Consider the following 21,094-nt stretch of genomic DNA (forward strand, 5'->3'; position numbering starts at 1 on the left):
GAAAGGGACCGAGCCGATATGTATGCTTATCAGTTGAAATATCCGGAACACATCCTGTTCGGCGACGGTGTCCGATCCCGTTTGCCGGAATGGCTGCGCGCCGAAGACCGGATTCTATTGTTGACCGGCAGCCTGCGCCGCCAGCCGGGCCGGCTGGCACAGTTCGAAAGCCTGCTGGCCGACCGACTGGTCGCCCACGCCGTCGTCTCCGGCGGCGAACCGACCGTCCAGCGTGTCGATGAATTGCTGACCGCCGCCCGAAGCCAGCGGATCGATACCGTCGTCGCCATCGGCGGCGGCAGCGTCCTCGACGCCGGCAAAACCGTCGCCGCGCTGCTGTTCGGTGACGGTCCGGCGGCCGATTATTTTTACCGGCGGCGGCCGATGCCGGCCGGCGGCGCCCGCTTGTTCACGCTGCCGACCACCGCCGGCACCGGCGCGGAAATCACTTCCAACGCGGTCCTGATCGACGAATCCAACCACCTGAAGCAGTCGATCCGCCATGAATCGATGTTCGCCACCGCCGCGCTGGTCGATCCGCAACTCACCTGGAGCTGCCCGCCGGACGTCACCGCCGCCAGCGGCATGGACGCCCTGACCCAGGCGATCGAATCGTATCTGTCCAACAAAGCCAACCGCGCCACCCGTCCGCTGGCCGCCGAAGCGGCCAGGCTGCTGCTGAGGCGCCTGCCGCAACTGATCGCGGCGCCGGACGATGCCGACGCCCGGCGCGACACGGCGGAAGCGGCGATGCTCGGCGCCATGGCATTCAGCGCCAGCGGCCTCGGCGCCGTGCACGGCCTGGCCCATCCGATCGGCAGTCTGCTGCATTTGCCGCACGGCGTCTGCTGCGCGGTGCTGCTGCCGGCAATCATGCGCTGGAACTTGCCGCAATGCCGCGCGGAACTGGAAGAATTGAGCCGTTACTGCCATTGCGGCGATGCCGAAGCGCTGATCGCCGCCGTCGGCCAGATGAACCGGGACTTCGGCCTGCCGGACTCCTTCCGCCCGGCCGGACTGCAAGCCGGAAATTTCGACTTCATCGTCAAAAACTGCCGGAGCGGCAGCATGAGTTGCAACCCGCGTCCGTTGACCGACGCCGATGTCCGCACATTGCTCAAGGAGCTGTCATGAGCGCGCCCGTCCTGCTGGTTCTCGGCCCCAATCCGGCCTGGCAGAAAACGCTATTTTTCGACGCGTTCCGGCCCGGCCAGGTCAACCGGGCCCATCGCCTGGAGGAATTCGCCTCCGGCAAGGGCATCAACTTCTGCCGGGCGGCCGGTTGTCACGGCCGGGCGACCACCTGTCTGGTTCAATTTCTCGGCGGACGCAGCGGTCAGTCGATCTCCGAAGCACTCGAACAGGAACAATTGCCGGCCGTCAGCATCCCGCTGGCAGCGGCCACCCGCTGCTGTACGACCTGCCTGGACGAGCCGGCCCAAAGCATGACCGAACTGATCGAACCGGCCGCCACGGCGGGGGAAGCGGCAGTCGAGGCATTTCTGGCCGCCGTGGCGGAGCGGGTTTCCGGCGCCGATGCAATGGCGCTCTGCGGAACGCTGCCGGGCGAAACGACGCCGGCGCTTTATGTCCGGGCGGCTCAACTGGCCGCCCGGGCCGGCAAAGCGCTGCTGGTCGATTCCTGGCAGCAGATTGAACCGGTATTGGCCACCGGCGGCCTCATCCACCTGAAAATCAACCGGGAGGAGCTGGTCTCTCTCGCCGGCGACCGGCAAATTCCGGCCGCCGCCGGCTGGATGTTCGAACATTTTCCGTTGAAAAGCCTCGCCGTCACCGACGGCGCCGCCAGCGCCTGGCTGACCGACGGCGTGCTGCTTCACCAATTCCATCTGCCCCGGCTGCCGCGAATCGTCAATCCGCTGGGCAGCGGCGATACCGCCGGAGCGGTATTTTTGAGCGAACTGGTCAACCATACGCCGCTGGCCGAAGCGTTTGCGGCCGGACTGGCGGCGGCTTCGGCCAACTGCCTGAGCAGCCGGTGCGGCCGGTTCGATCCAACCGATGCCCGGATCCTGCGCCGGCAGATAACCATAGAATCAACCCAACTTCAGGAGAAAATTGATCATGAGTGAACACCTTCCTTCCCAACCGCGCAATTGGCTCGGCTATTGCGGCTGTTACACGATGGGCTGTCTTTCGCTGCCGCTATTGTTCGTCATTCTGGCAATCATCGGCGTCATGCTCGGCAAAAGCCAATTCACCCCGTCGTCGACCGCGTCGCCCTATGACAAGGAAGTCTTGTACGGCGCAGCCGACGCGCCGCGGCAGATCGCCGTCATCGACATCGAAGGAGTCATCTACTCCGCCGGCAATTCCTCGCTCTCTTCCAGCGGTGCCGTCAGCGAGGAGATCTGCCGGCAACTGGAATATGTTGCCGGCGACCCGGCGATCGCCGCAGTCATCCTGCGCGTCAACACGCCGGGCGGCGAAGTGGTGGCCGCGGACAACATCTATCATGAGATCCTGCGCCTGAAGCAGACCTGCCCGGTCGTCGCGTCGATGGGAGCGATGGCGACCAGCGGCGGCTATTACGTCTCGGCTCCCTGCAGCAAAATCATCGCCCACGAGCTGACGATCACCGGCAGCATCGGCGTGATCATGAGCAGCTTCAAATATTATGAACTGCTGGACAAAATCGGCCTGGCGCAGGAGAATTACACCTCCGGCAATTTGAAGGATATCTTAAGCGGCGTCCGGCCGACCTCGCCGGAAGAAAAAGCGATCATCCAGAGCCACATCGATCTGGTCTACAGCCGGTTCGTCCAGATTGTCGCCGATTCCCGGCCGGATTTGACGGTCGACAAAATCAAGAATTCCATCATCGGCGACGGCCGCATTCTCAGCGCGCCGCAGGCGCTCGAACTGGGATTGATCGACGAACTCGGCTATTTCGATGCGGCGATCGCCGCCGCCGCGAAATTGGCCGATCTCGGTGAAAACGACTACAGCGTCGTCGCCATCAAACGCAATCTGACGGTAGGCGAAGCGTTGCGCTCACTGACCAATATCACGGCGGAAACCCCGGACATCAACGTCAATCTGCCGGGCGCGTCGGCCTCATCCCAAAATCAACCTTTGCCGAGCGGCCGGTTCTATTTCCTGCCGAGCGGTCAATAACCCTTTCAAACCACGGAATCAGTCAATATGACCACCATCGGTACCGCCCTGACGCCGACCGCCACCAGAGTTCTGCTCTGCGGCTCCGGCGAACTGGGCAAAGAAGTCACCCTGGAACTGCAGCGGCTCGGCGTCGAAGTCATCGCCGTCGACCGCTACGCCAACGCGCCGGCCATGCAACTGGCGCACCGTTCCCATGTCGTCAACATGCTCGACGGCGCGGCGCTCCGCCGCATCATCGAACAGGAAAAACCCGATTACATCGTTCCGGAAGTCGAAGCGATCGCCACCGCCACGCTGCTCGAGCTGGAACAGGAGGGCTACCGGGTCATCCCGACCGCCCGGGCCGCCTTCCTGACGATGAACCGCGAAGGCATCCGCCGGCTGGCCGCCGAAGAACTCGGTCTGCCGACTTCACGTTACCGTTTCGCCGCCAGCCGGGAGGAGTTCGATGCGGCGGTCGAGGCGATCGGGCTGCCCTGCGTCGTCAAGCCGATCATGAGCTCCTCCGGCCACGGCCAGAGCACGGTCAAAACGGCAGCCGATCTCGACCGGGCCTGGCAGTACGCCCAGGAAGGCGGCCGGGCCGGGGCCGGCAAAGTCATCGTCGAAGCCTTCGTCCCGTTCGACTATGAAATCACCCAGCTGACGGTCCGGCACGCCGGCGGCACCAGCTTCCTCGAACCGATCGGCCATCACCAGGTCGACGGCGACTACCGCGAATCCTGGCAGCCGCAGGCGATGAGCCCGGCCGCCCGCGCCAAAGCGCGGGAAATCGCCGGCAAAATCACCGCCGCGCTGGGCGGATTCGGCATTTTCGGCGTCGAACTCTTCATCAAGGGCGATGAAGTGATCTTCAGCGAAGTGTCGCCGCGGCCGCATGATACCGGTATGGTCACGTTGATCTCGCAGGACCTCTCCGAATTCGCGCTGCACGCCCGGGCGATCCTGGGTTTGCCGATTCCCAATATCGCCTTTCACGGGCCGTCGGCCTCCAAAGCGATCGTCGCGGAAGGCAACTCGAACGCGGTCCGTTTCGGCAACCTGGCCGAAGTGCTGGCCGAACCGGACACCGCCATCCGGCTGTTCGGCAAGGCGGAAGTCAGAGGACACCGCCGGGTCGGCGTCCTGCTGGCCCGGGCCGCTTCGGCCGAAGAGGCGCTGGCCAAAGCGGAACGGGCTTACGAAAAACTGGAGCTGCATTTGTAAAGCAGGGAGAAATCCGCCGAAATGCCGGAGCTTGTCCACCTCCAGCCGGCCTGGTCCCACGCCAGGAGCAGGATGTTCCGGCGTTGCCGGCGGGAATATTTTCTGCACTATCACGCCGCCGCCGGCGGTTTCCGCAGCGATGCGCCGCCGGAGACCCGGTTGATCTATCAGCAGAAGCAACTGAGCGGGCTGCGGCTCTGGCTGACGCAATTGCTGCGGCAGGCGGTTTACCGCACGCTGTACCGGTATCCGGACGATAGGCCGGAGCCGGCGGGCCGGCTGACCGCGGAATTGTGGCGGCTCTATCACCGCGACCGGCGGGCGTTGCTGCTGGAAAATTGGCGCGACGACCCGGCCGGCAGCCCGAACCTGCCGGAATTTTACTATGACTGTCAATCGCCGGAGCAACTGTTTCAGGAAGCGCAGGCTCTGCTGGAAACCGGCCTGGCCGCTTTTCAAGCCTGTGCCCGTTTCCATCGCCTGTGGGATTTGACGCTGTTTCATCTGATGCCGTTGGAACAATGGCAGCGTTTCTACCTCGGCGCCGTCGAACTGTATCTCACCGCCGCGTTTGCCTACCAGCGGCACGGACAACTTTATTTCTGGGAAATCCAATTGCCCGGCGCCGCCGAAATCCAACGCCGTGACCTCGCCGCACTGCATAAATTCTATGCCTTCGGCCGGCGTCATCTGTCGCCGGACAAAGTGACCACGTTCTTTTATCAGCCGGGCGCCTCACGGGCGGAAGTTCTGCCGGATGCCGACTTGAACTGCAGCGAACTTCGCCTGCTGATCGATGCGGAGGCGGCGCAATTTCTTTCGGCCTTCCGCTCCATTCGGTCGCCGGAAGAACTGCCGGAAACCCCGGAGCATTGTCCCGGCTGCCGTTTCAGAGGATATTGCCGGCAAACGCCGCACGGTTGATGCTTTCAAAAGAAGCACAAGCGAGGCGATTCCCGGCCAGAAGTCACCGGTTCTCTCCATCAGCCGCGTCCTCTCATGGCGGTTCGCCGGAATCGGCCGAAATGGCGGCAATGGCAAAATTCCAACCGCGCGTCACCAGATTGAACCGATCAACCTTATTGCGTTTCTCGCTTTTCACCCGGACGGCGATGAGGTTCTTCAGTCCATTTTTCAATTTGGCCGCTTCGATCACCGCCGCCGGACCGAAGTCACCGGCCGCGAACAGGCGGCTGCGGTTTGAGAAAAAGCATTGCCGGCATTGTCGTCAGAAAAGCCGCCAATGAAAAAATTTGCCCGGATCTTTTCCGGAAAAGATCCGGAGCGGTCCGGAAATTTACGCCAAAAAGGGAACAAATAATCATCAATAAGGATACAAATAGAACATGATCTATTCAATTATTTAGATTTAATATTACTTGACATCAATATATTAAATAATATTTTGACTTCTTTTTGTAAAAAATATGTTAAAATACCGCTTTGGGGATTGACTTTTGTCATTTTTTTTGCTATTATATCTCTTGGAAACCAATCATAGCGACAATCGAACGGAACGAAGATGAGTTTCAAATATCAAGAGTTGGCCAATTACTACCGGGAGAAGATTTCGGCCGGCGAATTGTCGCCCGGCGAACGGATGTGTACGGAAGCGGAACTGGTCGAACAGTTCCATATTTCGCGCAAAACCGCCCGACAGGCGTTGGAGGAACTCAAAAAAGCCGGCCTGATCCGCAGCCGGCGCGGCGCCGGCACTTTCGTCCGTGCCGCCGACGGCGGACGGAAACGGAAAAGCAAAGCGGTACGGAATGTCATTTTGCTGTTCATCGATACCGCCAGCCTGGCCGACAGTTATGAATCGCACCTGGCTTCGGCGCTGTCCAAACTGGCCGGGCCGGAAAATTTGTCATTGTCGGTACGTTACCTGACCACCGGCGACTTCTTCGATGAACAGGCGATGAAAAACCTCCGCGGTGCCGGCGCCGATCTCTTCTGGGTGGACGGCTTCGTCACCGAAGCCCACGAGTATCTGCTGATGCAACTGGACATCCCTTATCTGTTGATCGGCGACTGGCCGCAGTTGCCGCACGGGCCGCAGATCAAATATGACTGGCAGGCGCTGGGTTCCGAAGCGGCCGAATACCTTTGCCAGGCGGCCGATTATCCGGTGGTGGCAATCAGCAAACCGCTGCAGAACGGCGGCAATCCCTATTATTTTTACAGCGGCATCCAGCGGGCCTGCCGCCGGAACGACCGGCCGTTGCTGCTGTACATGTCCTCCAGTTTCAACGATTTCGACGCCACTCCGCTGTTGAACGATCATTTCCGGCTGTTCGGCGACAGCAAATTCTCGCTGGTCACTTCGCCGCACTTTCTCGGCAGTGTCGAAAAAGCGCTGCTGCTGCACGCCGACCGCCGCTTCGATGCTCCGATCGCCGTCGCCGGCGCGCAGCATCTGATCACGCCGTCCAGTTACCCGAAAGTTCGTTATTTCAATTTCAATATCGATGAATACGCGACTCAAATTCTCGCGGCACACAGGAAACTTGTCGACAGCCTGGTCCGCGACTGAAGGAGAGAAGCGGTTCTCGTGAACCTCAAACCACAATAAAGGAGTACCGGAAAATGAAAAGTAGATTCACACTGATTGAATTGCTCGTCGTAATTGCGATCATAGCGATTCTCGCCAGCATGCTGCTGCCGGCGCTGGGAAAAGCGAAGGAATCGGCGGTGGCAATTTCCTGCGTCAACAACCAGAAGAATATCGGATTGGGATTGATCATGTACGCCGATGAGAACGACGGGGAAATTCCGCCTCATTATCTGTATGACAAGAATATGACACCGGCGGAAACCACCTGGGCAGGCATGCTGATGGGCAACACGGTAAACGGCAACTTCAAAAAATCGATCTACTGTCCGGCCGCTCCGGCGCCGAAAGATCCGGAAGCGATGGCCAATGTCTTTTTCAATACCTATGGCATTCACTATGGCCATGATGGCGGGAATATGAAATTTTCCACCCGGCAGCCCAAAGATCGTTATAATGCTACAGCCGAAAAGTTCGCGTTCTGGGACCTGATCGACAGTCCGAGCTCTCTGCCGCTGGTCGCCGACTGCATCAATCCGAACAGCGGCAGCGTTCAGTGGTCGGCAATGTATTCGCGCGAAGCCTCCGGCGCGTTGAACCTGCAGCACAACAACCGGGCCAACATTCTGTTCTTTGACGGCCATGTGGAGCCTCACACCGACAACCAGGCGTATGAGCTGGGCTATCTGTCCTATATAAAAAATGGCATCAGAATCAATCGCGACAAATGATTGCCATGTGGAAGAACCGAATCCGCTTCAAGTTTGATGCATTCCTGCTGCTGTTACTGGCGGCAGCGGGACCGCTGCCCGGCGCCGAAGTGCTGTTCGACTTCGAGTCACCCGACGCGCTCGAGGCGTGGAAATGCAATACGCCGGACGGCGAATTGCAGCGTTCGACGGCACTGGCGGCAGCGGGGGATGCGGCGCTCTGTTTTACCACGCCGGCCTGGCGTCCCGGGGAGCATGACCAGCAATCGAGCTGGCCGTCGTTCGAAGCACGGGTACCCCGGCCGGACTGGTCGAAATACGACCGGCTGGTCATCGAAGTATTCAACGACAGCGCCGCGACGATGCCGTTCAATGTCTTCCTCTGCGACTCGCAACGGCCGCTGCGGCAGGGAGCACGCTATCTCGATGCGATCGGCGCCTACGCCGCCAAGCAGTTGGTGCTGCCGCTGCCGGCGGCACTGGCGGACAAAGGCATCGATGGGCGGGATATCGCCGTGCTGCATTGCTACAGCGAGAACCCGCCGGCCGACCTGACCTTTTACCTTGACGCGATCACGCTGCTGGAACCGGGAGAACCGCTGCCGGAAACATCTGCCGCCTATCGCCGGAAGACGAAAGAGTTGCTGCAGCAGCGGTTTGCCCGCCAATCGGCGGCGATCCGCGCGGAATTGACGGCTCTGGACGAGGAGCAACTGCCGCCGGCGGTGCGGAATTACTGGCTGGAACAGCGCGACGCTTATCTGGCGGAGCTGGAACTGGACGGCGATTGCGGCGAAGCTTTGATCGCCGAACTGCTCTCCGGGGTCCGCCGGCGGGCGCTTGTCCGGCAATACCGCACTTTGATGGATTTCGAAGCATACCGGACGGAATCGGGCTCGACCGCGCCCGATGTGGTGCTCGGCCGGGCCAGCTCAATGGAAAAAGTACTGCCGCAGGCGGCGAACTTCCAACCGGTGACCGGGCCACTGCGGTTGGCGGCAGCCCGCAACGAACGCGAAGCGTCGCAATTGATCGTTCTGCCGACCGGCAGCGATCTGGCCGGAGTAACGGTGACGGTATCGGCGTTGTCGGACGGCAGGCACGATTGGCCGGACGGCATCACCGTCATACCGGTCGGTTACGTGGAAACGAAGCAGACGCCGCCTTCCGGTTCGCCGTATCTCGGTTTCTGGCCGGACGTACTGCTGCCGTTTCTGGACACGGTGCCGGTCCGCCGCGGCACGGCGCAGGCCTTCTGGCTGCGTCTCGCGGTGCCGGAAAATCAGCCGGCCGGCGAATACCGCGGCGAGGCACGTGTCATCATCAACGGAAAAACTGCGTTCCAGGTGCCGTTGATCGTCACCGTATACGATTTCACTTTGCCGAAAGCCCTGCCGCTGGCGACGGCGATCACGTTTTTCGGCAAAGACATTCCGACGCCGGCAACGGCCGATATTCTGGCGCGCTGGCGCCAGAATCCGGATTACCCCGGCAACGCCTGGAAGCGTCACCGGCCGGAATGGGCGGCCATGCTGGCGGATTACGGCATCACCTATGACAGTCTGTATGAATACGCCGGCTGGGAACCGGACTTTGCCATTCTGGCCGAATTGAAAAAACAGGGCCGGCTCGGCAAGTTCAACCTGGGGTATTTCGGTCCGGCCAGCGACGACCCGGCCGACGACTACGGCATGCAGTCGACGCTCGAACGCCTCCGGTCGCGTTATCAACGGGCCAGGGAACTCGGCTTGCTGGACCATGCTTATTTGTACGGCTGCGACGAAGTCAAACCGGAGCTGTTCGAACGCGTCGAACGGGCGGCGGCGATCCTGAAGCGGGAATTTCCGGATGTGCCGCTGTTTACCACCGCCTACGACGAAAATTACGGACTGGACGGCCGGCTCGCTTCCTTCGACTGGTTCTGCCCTTTGACGCCGAAATACGATCCGGACAAGGCGGAGAAGGCCCGGCAGGCCGGCAAACAAGTCTGGTTTTACATCTGTCTGGCCCCGGTGACGCCATACGCGAACTTTTTCGTCGAATCACCGGCGATCGACGGCCGGCTGCTGCTCGGAGCGATGAGTGCCAAATACCGGCCGGACGGCTTCCTGTATTACCAGGTTTCGTTGTGGAACAATGAGAAACCGATCACCGCCGGTCCGTTCACCGACTGGGACCCGCGCAGCTTCCACGACTATCACGGCGACGGCAGCTGGACCTGTCCGGGGCCGGACGGCACCCCGCTGGCGACGATCCGGCTGGAAAACTTCCGCGACGGATTGGAAGATTACGCCTACGATCATTTGCTGCGCGAACGGCTGGCGGCAGTCAAGGCGGCCGGAATCGAAGCGGCGGAATGGATCGAGGCCGCCGAAACAGTCCTGGCGGTACCGGATGAAGTGGTCGCCTCGCTGACCCGCTATACCGATGATCCGGAAACGGTATACCGTTATCGCCACACCCTGGCGACGCTGATCGAACAGACTCCGCAACTCCCAACCCCGGGAAACCAATCAAAATGAAATTCATCTCTCACAAAGGCGAATCGTTCGCGGCGCCGGACAACTCGATGGCGGCATTCCGACTGGCGATCGACGGCAACAGCGACGGCCTTGAAACCGATATCCGGATCACCGCCGACAACGAAATCATCTGCTTCCATGATGATTTTTCCGGTTATCTGACCGGTCAGAACTGGTATATTCCGGAACGGACCTATGCCGAACTGCAAACCCTGGTGCTGAACGACAAGGAACCGGGACATTACCCGGCGGAACACATTCCGCGGCTGGCGGAAGTCCTCGCCATGTTGCGCCCCGGCCAGCTATTTTTCATCGAACTCAAAGGGCGGGAGCACCGGCTGCTGCCGCACCTGAAACGACTGCTGGATCATGCGGCGGTCGATCCGCGCCAACTGCGTTTCCTCGGATTCGACGGCATATTGCTGTACAAAGCCAAACAGTGGATGCCGGAAATCAAGACCCTGTGGCTGGCCGGCGACGGCAACCTCGGGCCGGGCATGCCGGAAACCCTGGAACTTCTGCGGCTGATCCGGGCCGACGGCGTCGACGCCGGCTGCAACGAACCGGCGATCAGCCGGAAATTCATCGCCGGATTGCGAAATGCCGGGTATGAATTCCACGTCTGGACCGTCGACGACATTCCCGGCGCAGAGCATTTCGTCGAACTGGGCGTCCAGTCGATCACCAGCAACCGGGCGCTGATGCTGCGCGACTATTTCCGGCGGCGGCCGGTTCACGCCGCCGAATCGACGATGGTCGCGGTCTAACGATTTTCCACTGCGGCAGACCGCCGGATTGGGCATTTCCGGAACCGGCAGGCTTGCGGGCCGGCTCCGGAAGTTGTTCCGGTCGACATGTCAACCGCTCGCGCAGCTTTTGAGCAATTACAATGCATTTCATTCACAGGAAAAATCATGGCAATGGAGAAAACCTACCGGATCGACTTTGAGACGCTGGAGCGTTTCATGCGTGAAGTTTTCGAAAAGAGCGGCGTCCCGGCCGCCGATGCGGCAATCTGCGCCGACGTATTGATCACGGCGGACAAGCTGGGCATCGATTCGCACGGCATCGGCCGCCTCAAACCGATCTATTACGACCGGATCAAAGCCGGCATACAGCAGCCGGTCACCCGGTTTGAAATCGTCCGCGAAAGCCCGACCACTGCAGTCATCGACGGCCACGACGGCATGGGCCAGGTCATCGCCAGACAGGCGATGCAGTTGGCGATCGACAAAGCAAAACAGTACGGCATGGGGATGACGGCGGTGCGCAATTCGACCCATTACGGCATCGCCGGCTATTATGCATTGATGGCGGCCGAACACGGCATGATCGGCATGACCGGCACCAACGCCCGGCCGTCGATCGCCCCGACTTTCGGCGTCGAAAACATGCTCGGCACCAACCCGTTGACCTTCGGCATGCCGACCGACGAACCGTTTCCATTCCTGCTCGACTGCGCCACCAGCATTTCGCAGCGCGGCAAGATCGAAGTGTACGCCCGCGCCGGCAGGGAACTGCCGCCCGGCTGGGTGATCGGCGAGGACGGCCGAACCCGCACCGATACCGAACAGATCCTGATCGACCTGGTCAAGGGCAAAGCGGCGTTGACGCCGCTCGGCGGCATCGGCGAGGAACACGGCGGCTACAAGGGTTACGGTTACGCGACGGTGGTCGAAATCCTGTCGGCGGCGCTGCAGCAGGGCAGTTTCCTCAAGGGGTTGCTCGGTTTCAACGCCGACGGCGGCAAACGGCCTTATCACCTGGGACACTTCTTCCTGGCAATCAACATCGAATGCTTCACCGGCCTGGACACTTTCAAAAAGACCGCCGGCGATATTCTGCGCGAATTGCGCGCCTCGCGCCGGGCGCCCGGCCAGCCGCGCATCTACACCGCCGGAGAAAAGGAGTACCTGAATTATCAACGGCGCTTGAAAGAAGGCGTCCCGGTCAATCCGGCTTTACAGAAGAACATCCGCACCCTGGTCGCCGAACTGGATTTGAAAGGCTACGATTTCGAGTTTCTACAAGAACAGGAATGAGGCATTGAAAACCGGCGGCCGCCCGACCAACCTGACGGCGAGCCGCCCCCTCCCCAAAAACCGGCAAACGGCGTTCCTGCCGCTTTCTTCCCGCTTGCAAAGTCTCCGGCTGCAATTATATTCAGGGATCCGATCGACACAATCAACCAGACAAAGGCAATCAACGATGAAAGATCCGGAACAAACCATCGGCAAATTGATCGACAGCCAGGGCGTCGCCTTCCTCTCCTCGCTCGATGAAGACGGTTTCCCCAACACCAAAGCGATGCTGCCGCCACGCAAGCGGGAAGGAATCAGGGTTTTCTACTTTTCCACCAACACCTCCTCGCTGCGCGTCTCCCAGTATCGCGCCAATCCGAAAGGCTGCCTTTACTTCTGCGACCGGCGTTTCTTTCGCGGCGTCATGCTGCGCGGCAGGGTGGAAGTGCTGACCGATGATGCCAGCAAAGCGATGATCTGGGAAGAAGGCGATACCAGGTATTATTCACAGGGAGTCGCCGACCCGGATTACTGTGTGCTGAGGTTCACCGCCGGCGACGGACGCTATTACTCGCATTTCCACTCCGAAAATTTTCCAATCCCCTGAGGCCTCCGGCCGAAATGTTTGACGGAATCGGCAATTCAAAGCAAAAAAAGAAAGCAGGTAGTATTTTCTCTACTGAAAACTTAAATTAAGGCCTTGCGGCCCCGATGCATTATTGTTCAGAGAATAACCTGCTTTCTATAATTTACTATAACCAGTGCCGGGATAAATGCAAATTTTTTTTGATCATTTATTTTCGGTAAATTTTTCATTTTAACGGAACAAATGAAGCGAATTCCGGTCTATAAAAACGTTACACTTTCTTCTTCTTCAAAAAGCTTCAATGACATTCCCGGGTATGCGCTCATGATTTCGACCGACTTCGCCGATGGCCGAAACCAGGCGATACCGGCGCGACGCGGGGCGGATGCTCGCCGATGCGGGCTATGTTTGATCCCTCAAAGTGGCAGTGCGCTAAAAAATTCTTAATTTCTTTCGACAGGGGATTGACATTTTTCTGAAATTTTGCTATAATTCTCTTCATGGGATATCGATACAGATCAATACAAAGCAATACAACCCGAATTTCACACTATGACCATTTTGAACGAAGCCAAAACCCGATACGAAATCGTCACCGAAAAGCTGAAATCAGAGGTTCTCGCCCTCCCTCCGGCCGGCAAACTGCCGCCGATCCGTTCCTTGATGGAACGCTTCTGCGTCAGCCAGGCCACCCTGGACCGCAGTTTGAGCCGGCTGTGTAAGCAAGGCGTGCTCGAGCGCATCAGCGGCCGGGGATACTTCCGCAGTGTCAATGCGGTCAACAAACCGTTGCGCATCGACTTTTGCTTCTTCTTGAAAAAAGACGAAATCAGCAATCCGCTGTACAGCATGATCACCAATTTTCTGCTGCAGGAGATGTACCGGCGCAATTGCTTCACCAATATCCTGGCCTACGGCGATTTCGACGGTCTTTCCGGTTTCCGGGAATTGATCATGCACAACAATCCGGATACGCTGATCCTGCTGGGCTGCACGAACGTTACCTTTCTACATCTGCTGCGCGCCCAGGGATTGCCCTTCCTGCAACTCTATCCGAATTGCCTCGAAGAGAGCGCCGCCGCCTACATCATCGACAACCACGATGCCATGCGGCAGATCGTCGGCCACCTGTTTCAACTGGGCCATCGCCGCATCGCCCTGCTGCACGGCCAGGGGTACGACGGCTGGCAGATGCTCGACCAGCAGGAGCGCATCGACTCCTATTATGCCGCTATGCTGGCGAACAATCTGCCGGTCAGCGGCCACCTGGTCCGTTTCGGCGGCTTCGCTCCGCAGAGCGGCTATCAGGCGGCCTACAAGTTGCTGCTGCCCCGCCATTCCCGTCCCACTGCGATCATCGGCAACGATTACAACGCGCCGGGCATTTATCAGGCCGCCGCGAAGCTGGGACTGAAGATTCCGGAGGATTTGAGTGTGGTCGGCTTCGACGGCCTGCCGCAAAGTCAACTCCTGCATCCTTGTCTGACGACGATCGACATTCGCTGGCAGGATACCATGCGGCGTATCGCCGACCATGCCATTCAAATGGCCCGGTCCGGCATGCAGGACAGCGATATTTTTCGGACCGAGGTCGTTCTTACGCCCGGCAGTTCCACCGGACCGGCCCCAACGGATACTCAACTCAAGCAGCAATAGAAAGGAGGTTGCCGCTCAAGAACGTCTTTCCAATTGTCCGGTACCGGCGGCACCACAACGCGGGTTGTCCGGTACCGGCGGCCAAGCAGCAATACCACAACACTAGAAAGGAGGTTGCCGCAACGTCTCAAGTTTCCAAGCGGGATTGGAATTTTCCGTTATTATTTTTTCGTCTCAACAACATCCAAGTGGAAAGGAAAAGAAAATGAAAAGAAGTTTCACATTGATAGAACTTCTCGTTGTAATTGCTATTATTTCCATTCTTGCCAGCATGTTATTGCCGGCGCTCGGCAAGGCCAAAGCCAAGGCACAGGCCATCAAATGTGTCAGCAATCAAAAGCAATTGTGCCTGGGGATGACGATGTACAGCGGCGACAACGGCGATTGGCTCCCCGACCTGCGTGGGCCGAAAAATTCTTACGGCAATTATTGGAGCTGGGTCGGCGTCGTCGTCCCGTACCTCGGCGGCACGCCGAAAGAAGGCGGCATGCTCGGCGACGTTGTTCCGGCCGGATTGTTTTTCTGCCCATCGGCCACTCCGCAAGCGGAAAAAGTGAGTGAAGCCTGGCATTCCACCTATGGAGCACTGGCCGACCTGTTGTCCCACAAACTCTCTTCCGCAGCGCAACCGTCCCGGTTGCTGATGCTGACCGATTACGGCAAGGATGCCGCCTGGGGGACCGGCGCTAACTACAAGTGGTATCCAGCCTGGGCGCGCATTCACAGCCAGAAGGACCACCACACCGCCACCAACCCGCACGGCACCAACGGCATCTTCGGCATGACCGACGGCCATGTCGAGAGCAAAAGCTATTTGCAGTTCGCCAGCCCCACTGTCGCCGCCGAACGCCTCTGGGACGGCACCAAGAACGATGTCTGGTATATGTGGACCTATACGACCAATTAACCGAACTGAAATAAACGCGGGAACCGCGTCCGGCGCCCCTCCGGGAAGAAACGCCGGCACGATTCCGCCGCGCCGGATTTGCAAGCAATCAGAATGCAGGAAAAATGATGATGAAATGGAAATTTTTATTGCCGATTTTGTTTTTGGCGGCAGTTTTGCCATGTACGGGAAGCGGGCCGGAGGGATTGCTGGAAGCGGAAGCGCTCTTCATCCGGGAAGCCAGATTCACCCTGCGCGACGACATCCACACCAGCGGCGGCCAATACATCGGCCGGATTTCCGGACCGGCGGCGCTGGCGGATGCCGCGACCCTCATCGCCGGTGATTTTCCCGCCGACGGCCGTACGTATGATTTGTGGATCTGCCTGCGGGCGCTCGAGGTCGCGTTGCGCTCCCCTTCCCTGACCCGCGAAGCCACCGCAGCCAATCCAACCGCCGAATGGCGCTGGCTCCATCTCGGCCGGTTTGCGGCGGCCGAACTCGGCTCAACCTTTTCCATCCAGGCCTTGCCGGATAAAAACAATCAATTCCCGCCGCTCGCCGGCATCGACGCCCTGCTTCTCAGCGACGATCCGGATTTCGTCCCCGCCGGGGTTTACCGCGGCCATTCCCAGGCTGCCGGCGAAACCGGCAAGGCCGTTGCCGGTCAGGAATTGCCGCAAATTCAAGTAGACATTGCCACCGACCGGCAATTGGGAAAAATTTCGCCTTACATCGCGGCGGCCAACGCCCACGGACCGGCCGGTCATCTGGTCGACAGTGACGGTTGGGACGAAGGAATGAAAACACTGTTTCACGGCAGCATTCTGGGCATTCTGCTGGCGGCGGAGCCCAATGGCGACTCGAATGAGCTGGATTGGGATTATGCGGCCATCGATGCTTTCATTCAACAGGCCCGGCAGCAATGGCAGGTCGGCGATTTGATGTTATTCCCGCAGTGGTGGGTCGATTTTGCCGGACGGGAAACGCCGCCGGAGGCCCAGTTGGCCGCCGGCGGCGAATTGCTGATGAAACTGGTCAGGCGCTACGGCGATCCGGCCGGTGAAAATTACATCCGCAACTGGGTGGTCTGCGACGAATGGCCATGCGGCGGCTACTGGCGGGAACAGCCGGCCGAGTTTGCCCGCTATTACGCCCGGCTGATCCGCGAGATGAAACAATTCAACCCGGAACTGGTCATCGGCGGTCCGGTCGACTGTTATCCGAATGAAACGATCATCGCCGCGCTGCTCGAAGAAGCACCGGAACTGGATTTCATCGCCTGGAATATGTTTATCACCGGCCGGGCCGACACCCCGTTGGAAGAGTTGTTCAGCCGGACCGCGGCGGTGCGCACCCAGTTGAAAGCCAGCCGCGAGCTGGGCCGGGCCATTCAAAAGCGGGATATTCCGGTCTGGCTTACCAGCCTCGGCCCCAATTTCCACGCCTGGGATCCGCTCGACCTGCGGCTGGCCGAACCGGTCATCGGCGCCTGGCACGCCCTGGCGCTGAATTATGCCGTGGAAGGCGGCGCCGAAGTCTGCATGTTTTACAACGTCCGGGCGCGCGACTGCGGTTTCCTGGGGCCCGACGACGCTTCGGCGGTACAGGCCGGCATGCGGCCGGCCAAAGATTCGGCAAAATTTGTCAACATCCGCCCGGCCGGCCGGATGATCGCTTTTTACCAGCAGCATTTCGCCGGTAAAACCCGGGTGGAGGCAAACTATCCGGCCAACGCCCGATTCAACGCGATGGCCGCCACCGACGACGACGGCAAGCTGGCGATTTCGCTGGTCAATTACGCGGCAACGCCGCAGTCGGTCAAATTGTCGGTCCAGCCCTTTGCGATGCCGCCCTACGGCAATTTCGAGCTGCCGGTGGAATACCTGTATTGCGACCAGCACACCGTCTGCAGCGGCAACGGCCTGCTCGTCGACGCCGACGGCAATGCCGAACTGCTGATGCCGCCTTACAGCAGCTGGTGTTTCGTTCTGACCAATGAAGCCGGGCGGGCGCGCTGATATTTCGACGCTGGCGGCGGCGTGTTTTTTACACCGCCGCCGCTATTTTATCCGGTAATATATAACAATATGTTATACCATATTTTTGTTATTTTTCATAAAATATATCAGCAAAAAATATTGATTTTTCCGGGAACTACTGCTAAACTGTCAATCGTGGAGTAACAATCAAACCAAATCATGAATCGTCCGGCAGGAGTGCCGTAATCAAAGGAAAGATGCAAATGACGAAGCTGAAACGATTGACAATCCTGCTTTACAGTTTAATTCTGCCGCTGGCCGCGGCGGAACTGAAACAGTCGGAAACGGCGGAAAAAACGGCCGATGGCTATTTCGTCCGCTTTGACCTGGCCGAAATTCCGGCCGCCGCTTTCGCCGGGCTGGAACAGGCAACTTTGAGCTGCCGCGTTCAGGCGGTGGAAAATGACGACGCCCTCCGGCCGGAAGTCGGGCCGGCCAGCGCCGCAACCGCGCCGCAACCCGGCGGAAGCCTGACGTTCGATGTCACTTCGATGGTTGACCGGATTCTTTTCTACGGCGCCGCCAACGACGGTTTCCTGCTCCGGTCCGGAACGGCGGAAGCGCCGCCGGCCGACTGGATATTGAGCGATTTTGTCCTGACGCTGACCTTGAGCGGCGAAGCGCCGACGCCGGCGCAATTGCCGGCACACACGTTGCGCAGCTTTCCGTCCGCGCTGCTGCCGCCGGTCAAGGAACCTTATATCTTTCATATCTTTGCCGGCGGACCGCCGCCCCACGCCGGCCGGCTCATCAATACCTGGCATGCCACCGACATGAAAAGTTTCGCCGCCGCCCGCCCGGAACAGGGTGCCTTGCCGCTGGCCTGGCTCTACGGACCCAACAATCCTCATCTCAACAGCGAAGAGGAGTTCATCCAATCCTATGAGAATGCCGCCCGGCACTATCTCGGCGTCCACGTCGATGAGTGGCAGGGGACCCGGCGGGCCGGCGCCGAGATCGCCGAAACGGCAGATCCGAACCGGGCCCGCAATGACAAAATCGCCTGGTCGATCCGCGCCATCGAGGCGGTCAAAACGGCGCATCCGGAATTTTTCGTCGCCGTTTACTGGCGCGGCGAAGATTCGATCGAACCGCTGACCCGGCAAAAGCTGCCGGACCTGCTGATCATGGAAGGCCAATCGCATTTGAATAAGATTTTCCGGCCGGATTGGGGCGTTTCGCTGGAGGAAGCGATGGAGCGGCTGGCGTATGCCAAACGGCTCGGCATGATTGAGCAGACCATTCCGCTGTTCGACTTTTTCGAAAACCCGGAAAATTATCATCCGGACCGTATTCTGACCCTGCCGGAACTCGAAACGATGATCCGTACCGGCCGGGAACGTTTCCCGGAAATGCCGGGCCTTGCCTTTTACGGCAGTCCGGAAACCGACGATCCCGGCAGCGGCGCGGCGCAACTGGTGACGGAAGCGGAAGCGTTGTGCTGGAAGTATTTTATCGCGCCGGCGCCCGAGCTGCGCATTCTCGCCCCGGCTTTCCACGCCGTCATCACCGCGCCCAAGGTGGAAATCACCGCCCGGGCGCTGCCGCGCGACGGACGGACGATCCGGCGGTATGACTGGTTCGTCGACAACCGGCTGCTGGCGCAGACGCCGACGGAACATTTTCAGTTGGACACCCGGCTGCTGGAACCGGGCGATCATCTGCTGACCGTCCAAGCGATCGATTCCGGCTGGAACCGCAGCGCGGCGCAACTGCCGATCAAAGTTGCCGGAAAAGCAGCGCCTTGACCGGCGCCGGAAAAATTTTCATTGCCTGCTTGCTTTTTCATTAAAACTCAATAAAGTTAATTTCCGGCCAAGCGTTTCCGCTCCGATTGCTCATCTAACCGAACCAAAGGAGAAGCTCTTCATGCTGCAGATTCATCATCCTTTTCATGGCGCTATCCTCAATCACCGCCACGGCCGCCAGACGGCCGACCGCCTGACCATTGAAGTGTGGGGCACCGCTCCGCTGGGGGCAGCCGTCACCGTCAACGGCATCCCGGCCCGCCGGAACGGCGAACACTTTCTCGCCGCCGTGCCGTTGATGCGGTTCGAAAACGACATCCGGGCCGTCGCCGCCGGCTTTCAGGGCAGCGCCGAACACACCGTCAAGGTCGTCTGGGACAAATATTCCTGCAAACGCTTCCGCTTCTCCATCGACGACAACATCTTTTTCCTGCGCAATCTGGCGCAGGAAAAACCGAAATCCCTTTTCGACAACCTCTATCTGCGGCAACTGAAAAAGCTTTACGACGAATTCGGGGTGAAATTCACGCTGAACCTCTTCTACCGCACCCCCGAAGACGATTTCAACCTCAGTCAGATGCCGGCCGACTGGCTGCCGCAATTCGCCGACAACAGCGACTGGCTGCGGATGACCTGGCATGCCAAAGCGGAATTTCCAGATCGCCCCTACCAGTATGCCGGAGCGGCGCAAATCGAAGCCGATTGCGAATTGATCCGGCGGGAAATCTGCCGCTTTGCCGGCGAAGCGGCCTGGTGCCCGCCGACCATCGTGCACTGGGGCGAATTGCAGCCCTCGGCGCTGCCGGCGCTCCGCCGCTGCGGCGTCACCGCGTTGAGCGGTTATTTTCAGCTTCAGGATCTGCGTTACGCGGTCAGCTACGGGCTGGACGAGGCCCGCTGCGCCTATTTGAACTGCCATGACGCGCTGATGGATTTCGACAGCGGCATCGTCTTCACCCGCAACGACATCGTCTTCAACAACACCCCGCTGGAACAGGTGGAGCCGACCCTCCGTCCGCTGCTCGACGATGCCGACAACGGCGAATACATGGATTTACTGACCCATGAACAGTATTTCTGGCCGTTTTATCAGGCCTACGTGCCGGACCACGCCGAACGCATCGCTGCCGGCCTCCGGCTGCTGACCGACCACGGCTATACCGCAATCTGGCAGCATGAGGGGTTCCTGGGCGTCGAAAGACTGCCGGAATCCTGAAACATTTCCGGCGTCCCGGTTCAATCGGCGGTCCCGTCAATCGCTTTTCCGATATCGCGGGCCGCCGCCCCCACCAGACCGGCCAACTCCACCGTCCGTCCGCGCAGATACAGTGCCGCGCCGGCGACGCTGACCGCGGCGACTACGCCGCCGTTCCGATTCAGGACCGGGGCCGCCACACAATAGACGCCCTCTTCATGCTCTTCGTCATCCACGGCATAACCGCGGCAGCGGATTTCAGCCAGCTCCTGCCGCAATGCCGCTCCGGAAGTCAACGTGGCCGGCGTATAAGCGTTCAATTCCAGTGAATTCAACCGGCGCTGCCGGTCATCCTCCGGCAGGAACGCCAGCACCGCCTTGCCGATCCCGGTACAGTGCAGCGGCGAACTCCGGCCGACCAGCGAGCGCATCCGCAACGCACGTTCGCCTTCCACTTTCGCCACATAGATCATCCGGCCGCCATCCAGCTTGGCCAGATGGACCGTCTCCAGGGTCTCGCGCGCCAGGCGCTGCAGCGCCGGCAGCGCCAACGTCCGCAGCGGATTCTGAACTTCCGCCCGCCAGCCGAGCCGCTGCACGCCGATTCCCAGCGTATAAAGCCGGCCGTTCTTCGCCGCATATCCGGTTGCCGTCAGGAATTTCAACATCCGGAACAACGAACTCGGCGGCATTCCCAATTCCGCCGCCAGCTCCCGGCTGCCGATACCTTCCGGCGCGCTGCCGACTGCTTCGAGCAGTTGCAGCAGTTTCAGCAAACTTTTTTCGCCGTCCTTGACCATCTTTTTCTTTCACTTTCGACTTGTATTTTT

18 protein-coding genes are annotated in these 21,094 nt (G+C 59.7%); 16 read left to right on the forward strand and 2 right to left on the reverse strand.

Annotated elements, in window-relative coordinates; translation table 11 throughout:
• Positions 1-18 precede the first annotated feature (18 nt).
• The 5 genes from HWX74_RS01160 to HWX74_RS01180 are packed head-to-tail and all read left to right on the forward strand — an operon-like array spanning position 19 to position 5,271.
• The gene (locus HWX74_RS01160; protein WP_176011779.1) at positions 19-1,134 is read left to right on the forward strand and encodes an iron-containing alcohol dehydrogenase; all 1,116 of its coding nucleotides are present in this window, start codon (positions 19-21) and stop codon (positions 1,132-1,134) included.
• Positions 1,131-2,093, forward strand: a complete 963-nt coding sequence (locus HWX74_RS01165) for a PfkB family carbohydrate kinase (RefSeq protein ID WP_176011780.1) — start codon at positions 1,131-1,133, stop codon at positions 2,091-2,093. Before HWX74_RS01160 ends, HWX74_RS01165 begins: the two co-directional genes overlap by 4 nt.
• Positions 2,086-3,138 carry a signal peptide peptidase SppA gene (sppA, locus tag HWX74_RS01170; protein ID WP_176011781.1) on the forward strand — a complete coding sequence of 351 codons (1,053 nt, stop codon included), beginning with the start codon at positions 2,086-2,088 and terminating at the stop codon, positions 3,136-3,138. Before HWX74_RS01165 ends, sppA begins: the two co-directional genes overlap by 8 nt.
• A gap of 27 nt (positions 3,139-3,165) precedes the next feature.
• Entirely contained in the window at positions 3,166-4,347 is a 1,182-nt protein-coding gene (gene purT, locus HWX74_RS01175; protein WP_176011782.1) for a formate-dependent phosphoribosylglycinamide formyltransferase, read from the forward strand.
• 21 nt (positions 4,348-4,368) lie between these two features.
• Positions 4,369-5,271 carry a hypothetical protein gene (locus HWX74_RS01180; RefSeq protein ID WP_176011783.1) on the forward strand — a complete coding sequence of 301 codons (903 nt, stop codon included), beginning with the start codon at positions 4,369-4,371 and terminating at the stop codon, positions 5,269-5,271.
• A 73-nt stretch (positions 5,272-5,344) separates the two neighbouring features.
• On the opposite strand, the gene HWX74_RS01185 is transcribed toward HWX74_RS01180, so the two are convergent.
• Entirely contained in the window at positions 5,345-5,485 is a 141-nt protein-coding gene (locus HWX74_RS01185) for a hypothetical protein (RefSeq protein WP_176011784.1), read from the reverse strand.
• A 384-nt stretch (positions 5,486-5,869) separates the two neighbouring features.
• On the opposite strand from HWX74_RS01185, the gene HWX74_RS01190 reads away from it, so the two are divergent.
• The 11 genes from HWX74_RS01190 (at position 5,870) to HWX74_RS01240 (ending at position 20,285) form a co-directional block, all read left to right on the forward strand.
• A complete protein-coding gene (locus HWX74_RS01190; RefSeq protein WP_176011785.1) occupies positions 5,870-6,880 on the forward strand; it encodes a winged helix-turn-helix domain-containing protein in 1,011 nt (336 codons plus the stop codon).
• Positions 6,881-6,933: 53 nt separating this feature from the next.
• Positions 6,934-7,629 (forward strand): prepilin-type N-terminal cleavage/methylation domain-containing protein, encoded by a 696-nt coding sequence (locus HWX74_RS01195; RefSeq protein ID WP_176011786.1) that lies wholly within the window; start codon positions 6,934-6,936, stop codon positions 7,627-7,629.
• Between the two features lie 5 nt (positions 7,630-7,634).
• Positions 7,635-10,130 carry a DUF4091 domain-containing protein gene (locus tag HWX74_RS01200; protein WP_176011787.1) on the forward strand — a complete coding sequence of 832 codons (2,496 nt, stop codon included), beginning with the start codon at positions 7,635-7,637 and terminating at the stop codon, positions 10,128-10,130.
• On the forward strand, positions 10,127-10,897 hold the full coding sequence (locus tag HWX74_RS01205) for a glycerophosphodiester phosphodiesterase family protein (RefSeq protein ID WP_176011788.1): 771 nt from the start codon (positions 10,127-10,129) through the stop codon (positions 10,895-10,897). Before HWX74_RS01200 ends, HWX74_RS01205 begins: the two co-directional genes overlap by 4 nt.
• A 147-nt stretch (positions 10,898-11,044) precedes the next feature.
• Positions 11,045-12,172 (forward strand): Ldh family oxidoreductase, encoded by a 1,128-nt coding sequence (locus HWX74_RS01210; RefSeq protein WP_217704814.1) that lies wholly within the window; start codon positions 11,045-11,047, stop codon positions 12,170-12,172.
• Between the two features lie 166 nt (positions 12,173-12,338).
• Positions 12,339-12,758 carry a pyridoxamine 5'-phosphate oxidase family protein gene (locus HWX74_RS01215; RefSeq protein WP_176011789.1) on the forward strand — a complete coding sequence of 140 codons (420 nt, stop codon included), beginning with the start codon at positions 12,339-12,341 and terminating at the stop codon, positions 12,756-12,758.
• A 531-nt stretch (positions 12,759-13,289) separates the two neighbouring features.
• Complete coding sequence (locus HWX74_RS01220) at positions 13,290-14,393, forward strand: GntR family transcriptional regulator (RefSeq protein WP_176011790.1); 1,104 nt, start codon at positions 13,290-13,292, stop codon at positions 14,391-14,393.
• A gap of 205 nt (positions 14,394-14,598) precedes the next feature.
• Positions 14,599-15,300, forward strand: coding sequence for a type II secretion system protein (locus HWX74_RS01225; protein WP_176011791.1), 702 nt, complete (start codon positions 14,599-14,601; stop codon positions 15,298-15,300).
• A gap of 107 nt (positions 15,301-15,407) precedes the next feature.
• Positions 15,408-17,300, forward strand: coding sequence for a hypothetical protein (locus tag HWX74_RS01230; RefSeq protein ID WP_176011792.1), 1,893 nt, complete (start codon positions 15,408-15,410; stop codon positions 17,298-17,300).
• Between the two features lie 224 nt (positions 17,301-17,524).
• Positions 17,525-19,069, forward strand: coding sequence for a hypothetical protein (locus tag HWX74_RS01235; protein WP_176011793.1), 1,545 nt, complete (start codon positions 17,525-17,527; stop codon positions 19,067-19,069).
• A gap of 121 nt (positions 19,070-19,190) precedes the next feature.
• Complete coding sequence (locus HWX74_RS01240; RefSeq protein ID WP_176011794.1) at positions 19,191-20,285, forward strand: hypothetical protein; 1,095 nt, start codon at positions 19,191-19,193, stop codon at positions 20,283-20,285.
• Positions 20,286-20,305: 20 nt separating this feature from the next.
• Here the strand turns inward: HWX74_RS01240 and HWX74_RS01245 are convergent, their stop codons facing one another.
• Positions 20,306-21,064, reverse strand: coding sequence for an IclR family transcriptional regulator (locus HWX74_RS01245; RefSeq protein ID WP_176011795.1), 759 nt, complete (start codon positions 21,062-21,064; stop codon positions 20,306-20,308).
• Positions 21,065-21,094: the final 30 nt, after the last annotated feature.

The sequence above is a fragment of the Victivallis sp. Marseille-Q1083 genome, assembly GCF_903645315.1.
Classification (GTDB): domain Bacteria; phylum Verrucomicrobiota; class Lentisphaeria; order Victivallales; family Victivallaceae; genus UMGS1518.

Coding starts and splice junctions, on each gene's coding strand:
- HWX74_RS01195 (WP_176011786.1), top strand. CDS start 6,934: ATGAAAAGTAGATTCACACTGATTGAATTGCTCGTCGTAATTGCGATC.
- HWX74_RS01165 (WP_176011780.1), top strand. CDS start 1,131: ATGAGCGCGCCCGTCCTGCTGGTTCTCGGCCCCAATCCGGCCTGGCAG.
- HWX74_RS01200 (WP_176011787.1), top strand. CDS start 7,635: ATGTGGAAGAACCGAATCCGCTTCAAGTTTGATGCATTCCTGCTGCTG.
- HWX74_RS01160 (WP_176011779.1), top strand. CDS start 19: ATGTATGCTTATCAGTTGAAATATCCGGAACACATCCTGTTCGGCGAC.
- HWX74_RS01210 (WP_217704814.1), top strand. CDS start 11,045: ATGGCAATGGAGAAAACCTACCGGATCGACTTTGAGACGCTGGAGCGT.
- HWX74_RS01220 (WP_176011790.1), top strand. CDS start 13,290: ATGACCATTTTGAACGAAGCCAAAACCCGATACGAAATCGTCACCGAA.
- HWX74_RS01215 (WP_176011789.1), top strand. CDS start 12,339: ATGAAAGATCCGGAACAAACCATCGGCAAATTGATCGACAGCCAGGGC.
- HWX74_RS01225 (WP_176011791.1), top strand. CDS start 14,599: ATGAAAAGAAGTTTCACATTGATAGAACTTCTCGTTGTAATTGCTATT.
- HWX74_RS01230 (WP_176011792.1), top strand. CDS start 15,408: ATGATGAAATGGAAATTTTTATTGCCGATTTTGTTTTTGGCGGCAGTT.
- sppA (WP_176011781.1), top strand. CDS start 2,086: ATGAGTGAACACCTTCCTTCCCAACCGCGCAATTGGCTCGGCTATTGC.
- HWX74_RS01180 (WP_176011783.1), top strand. CDS start 4,369: ATGCCGGAGCTTGTCCACCTCCAGCCGGCCTGGTCCCACGCCAGGAGC.
- HWX74_RS01245 (WP_176011795.1), bottom strand. CDS start 21,064: ATGGTCAAGGACGGCGAAAAAAGTTTGCTGAAACTGCTGCAACTGCTC.
- HWX74_RS01235 (WP_176011793.1), top strand. CDS start 17,525: ATGACGAAGCTGAAACGATTGACAATCCTGCTTTACAGTTTAATTCTG.
- HWX74_RS01205 (WP_176011788.1), top strand. CDS start 10,127: ATGAAATTCATCTCTCACAAAGGCGAATCGTTCGCGGCGCCGGACAAC.
- HWX74_RS01190 (WP_176011785.1), top strand. CDS start 5,870: ATGAGTTTCAAATATCAAGAGTTGGCCAATTACTACCGGGAGAAGATT.
- HWX74_RS01240 (WP_176011794.1), top strand. CDS start 19,191: ATGCTGCAGATTCATCATCCTTTTCATGGCGCTATCCTCAATCACCGC.
- purT (WP_176011782.1), top strand. CDS start 3,166: ATGACCACCATCGGTACCGCCCTGACGCCGACCGCCACCAGAGTTCTG.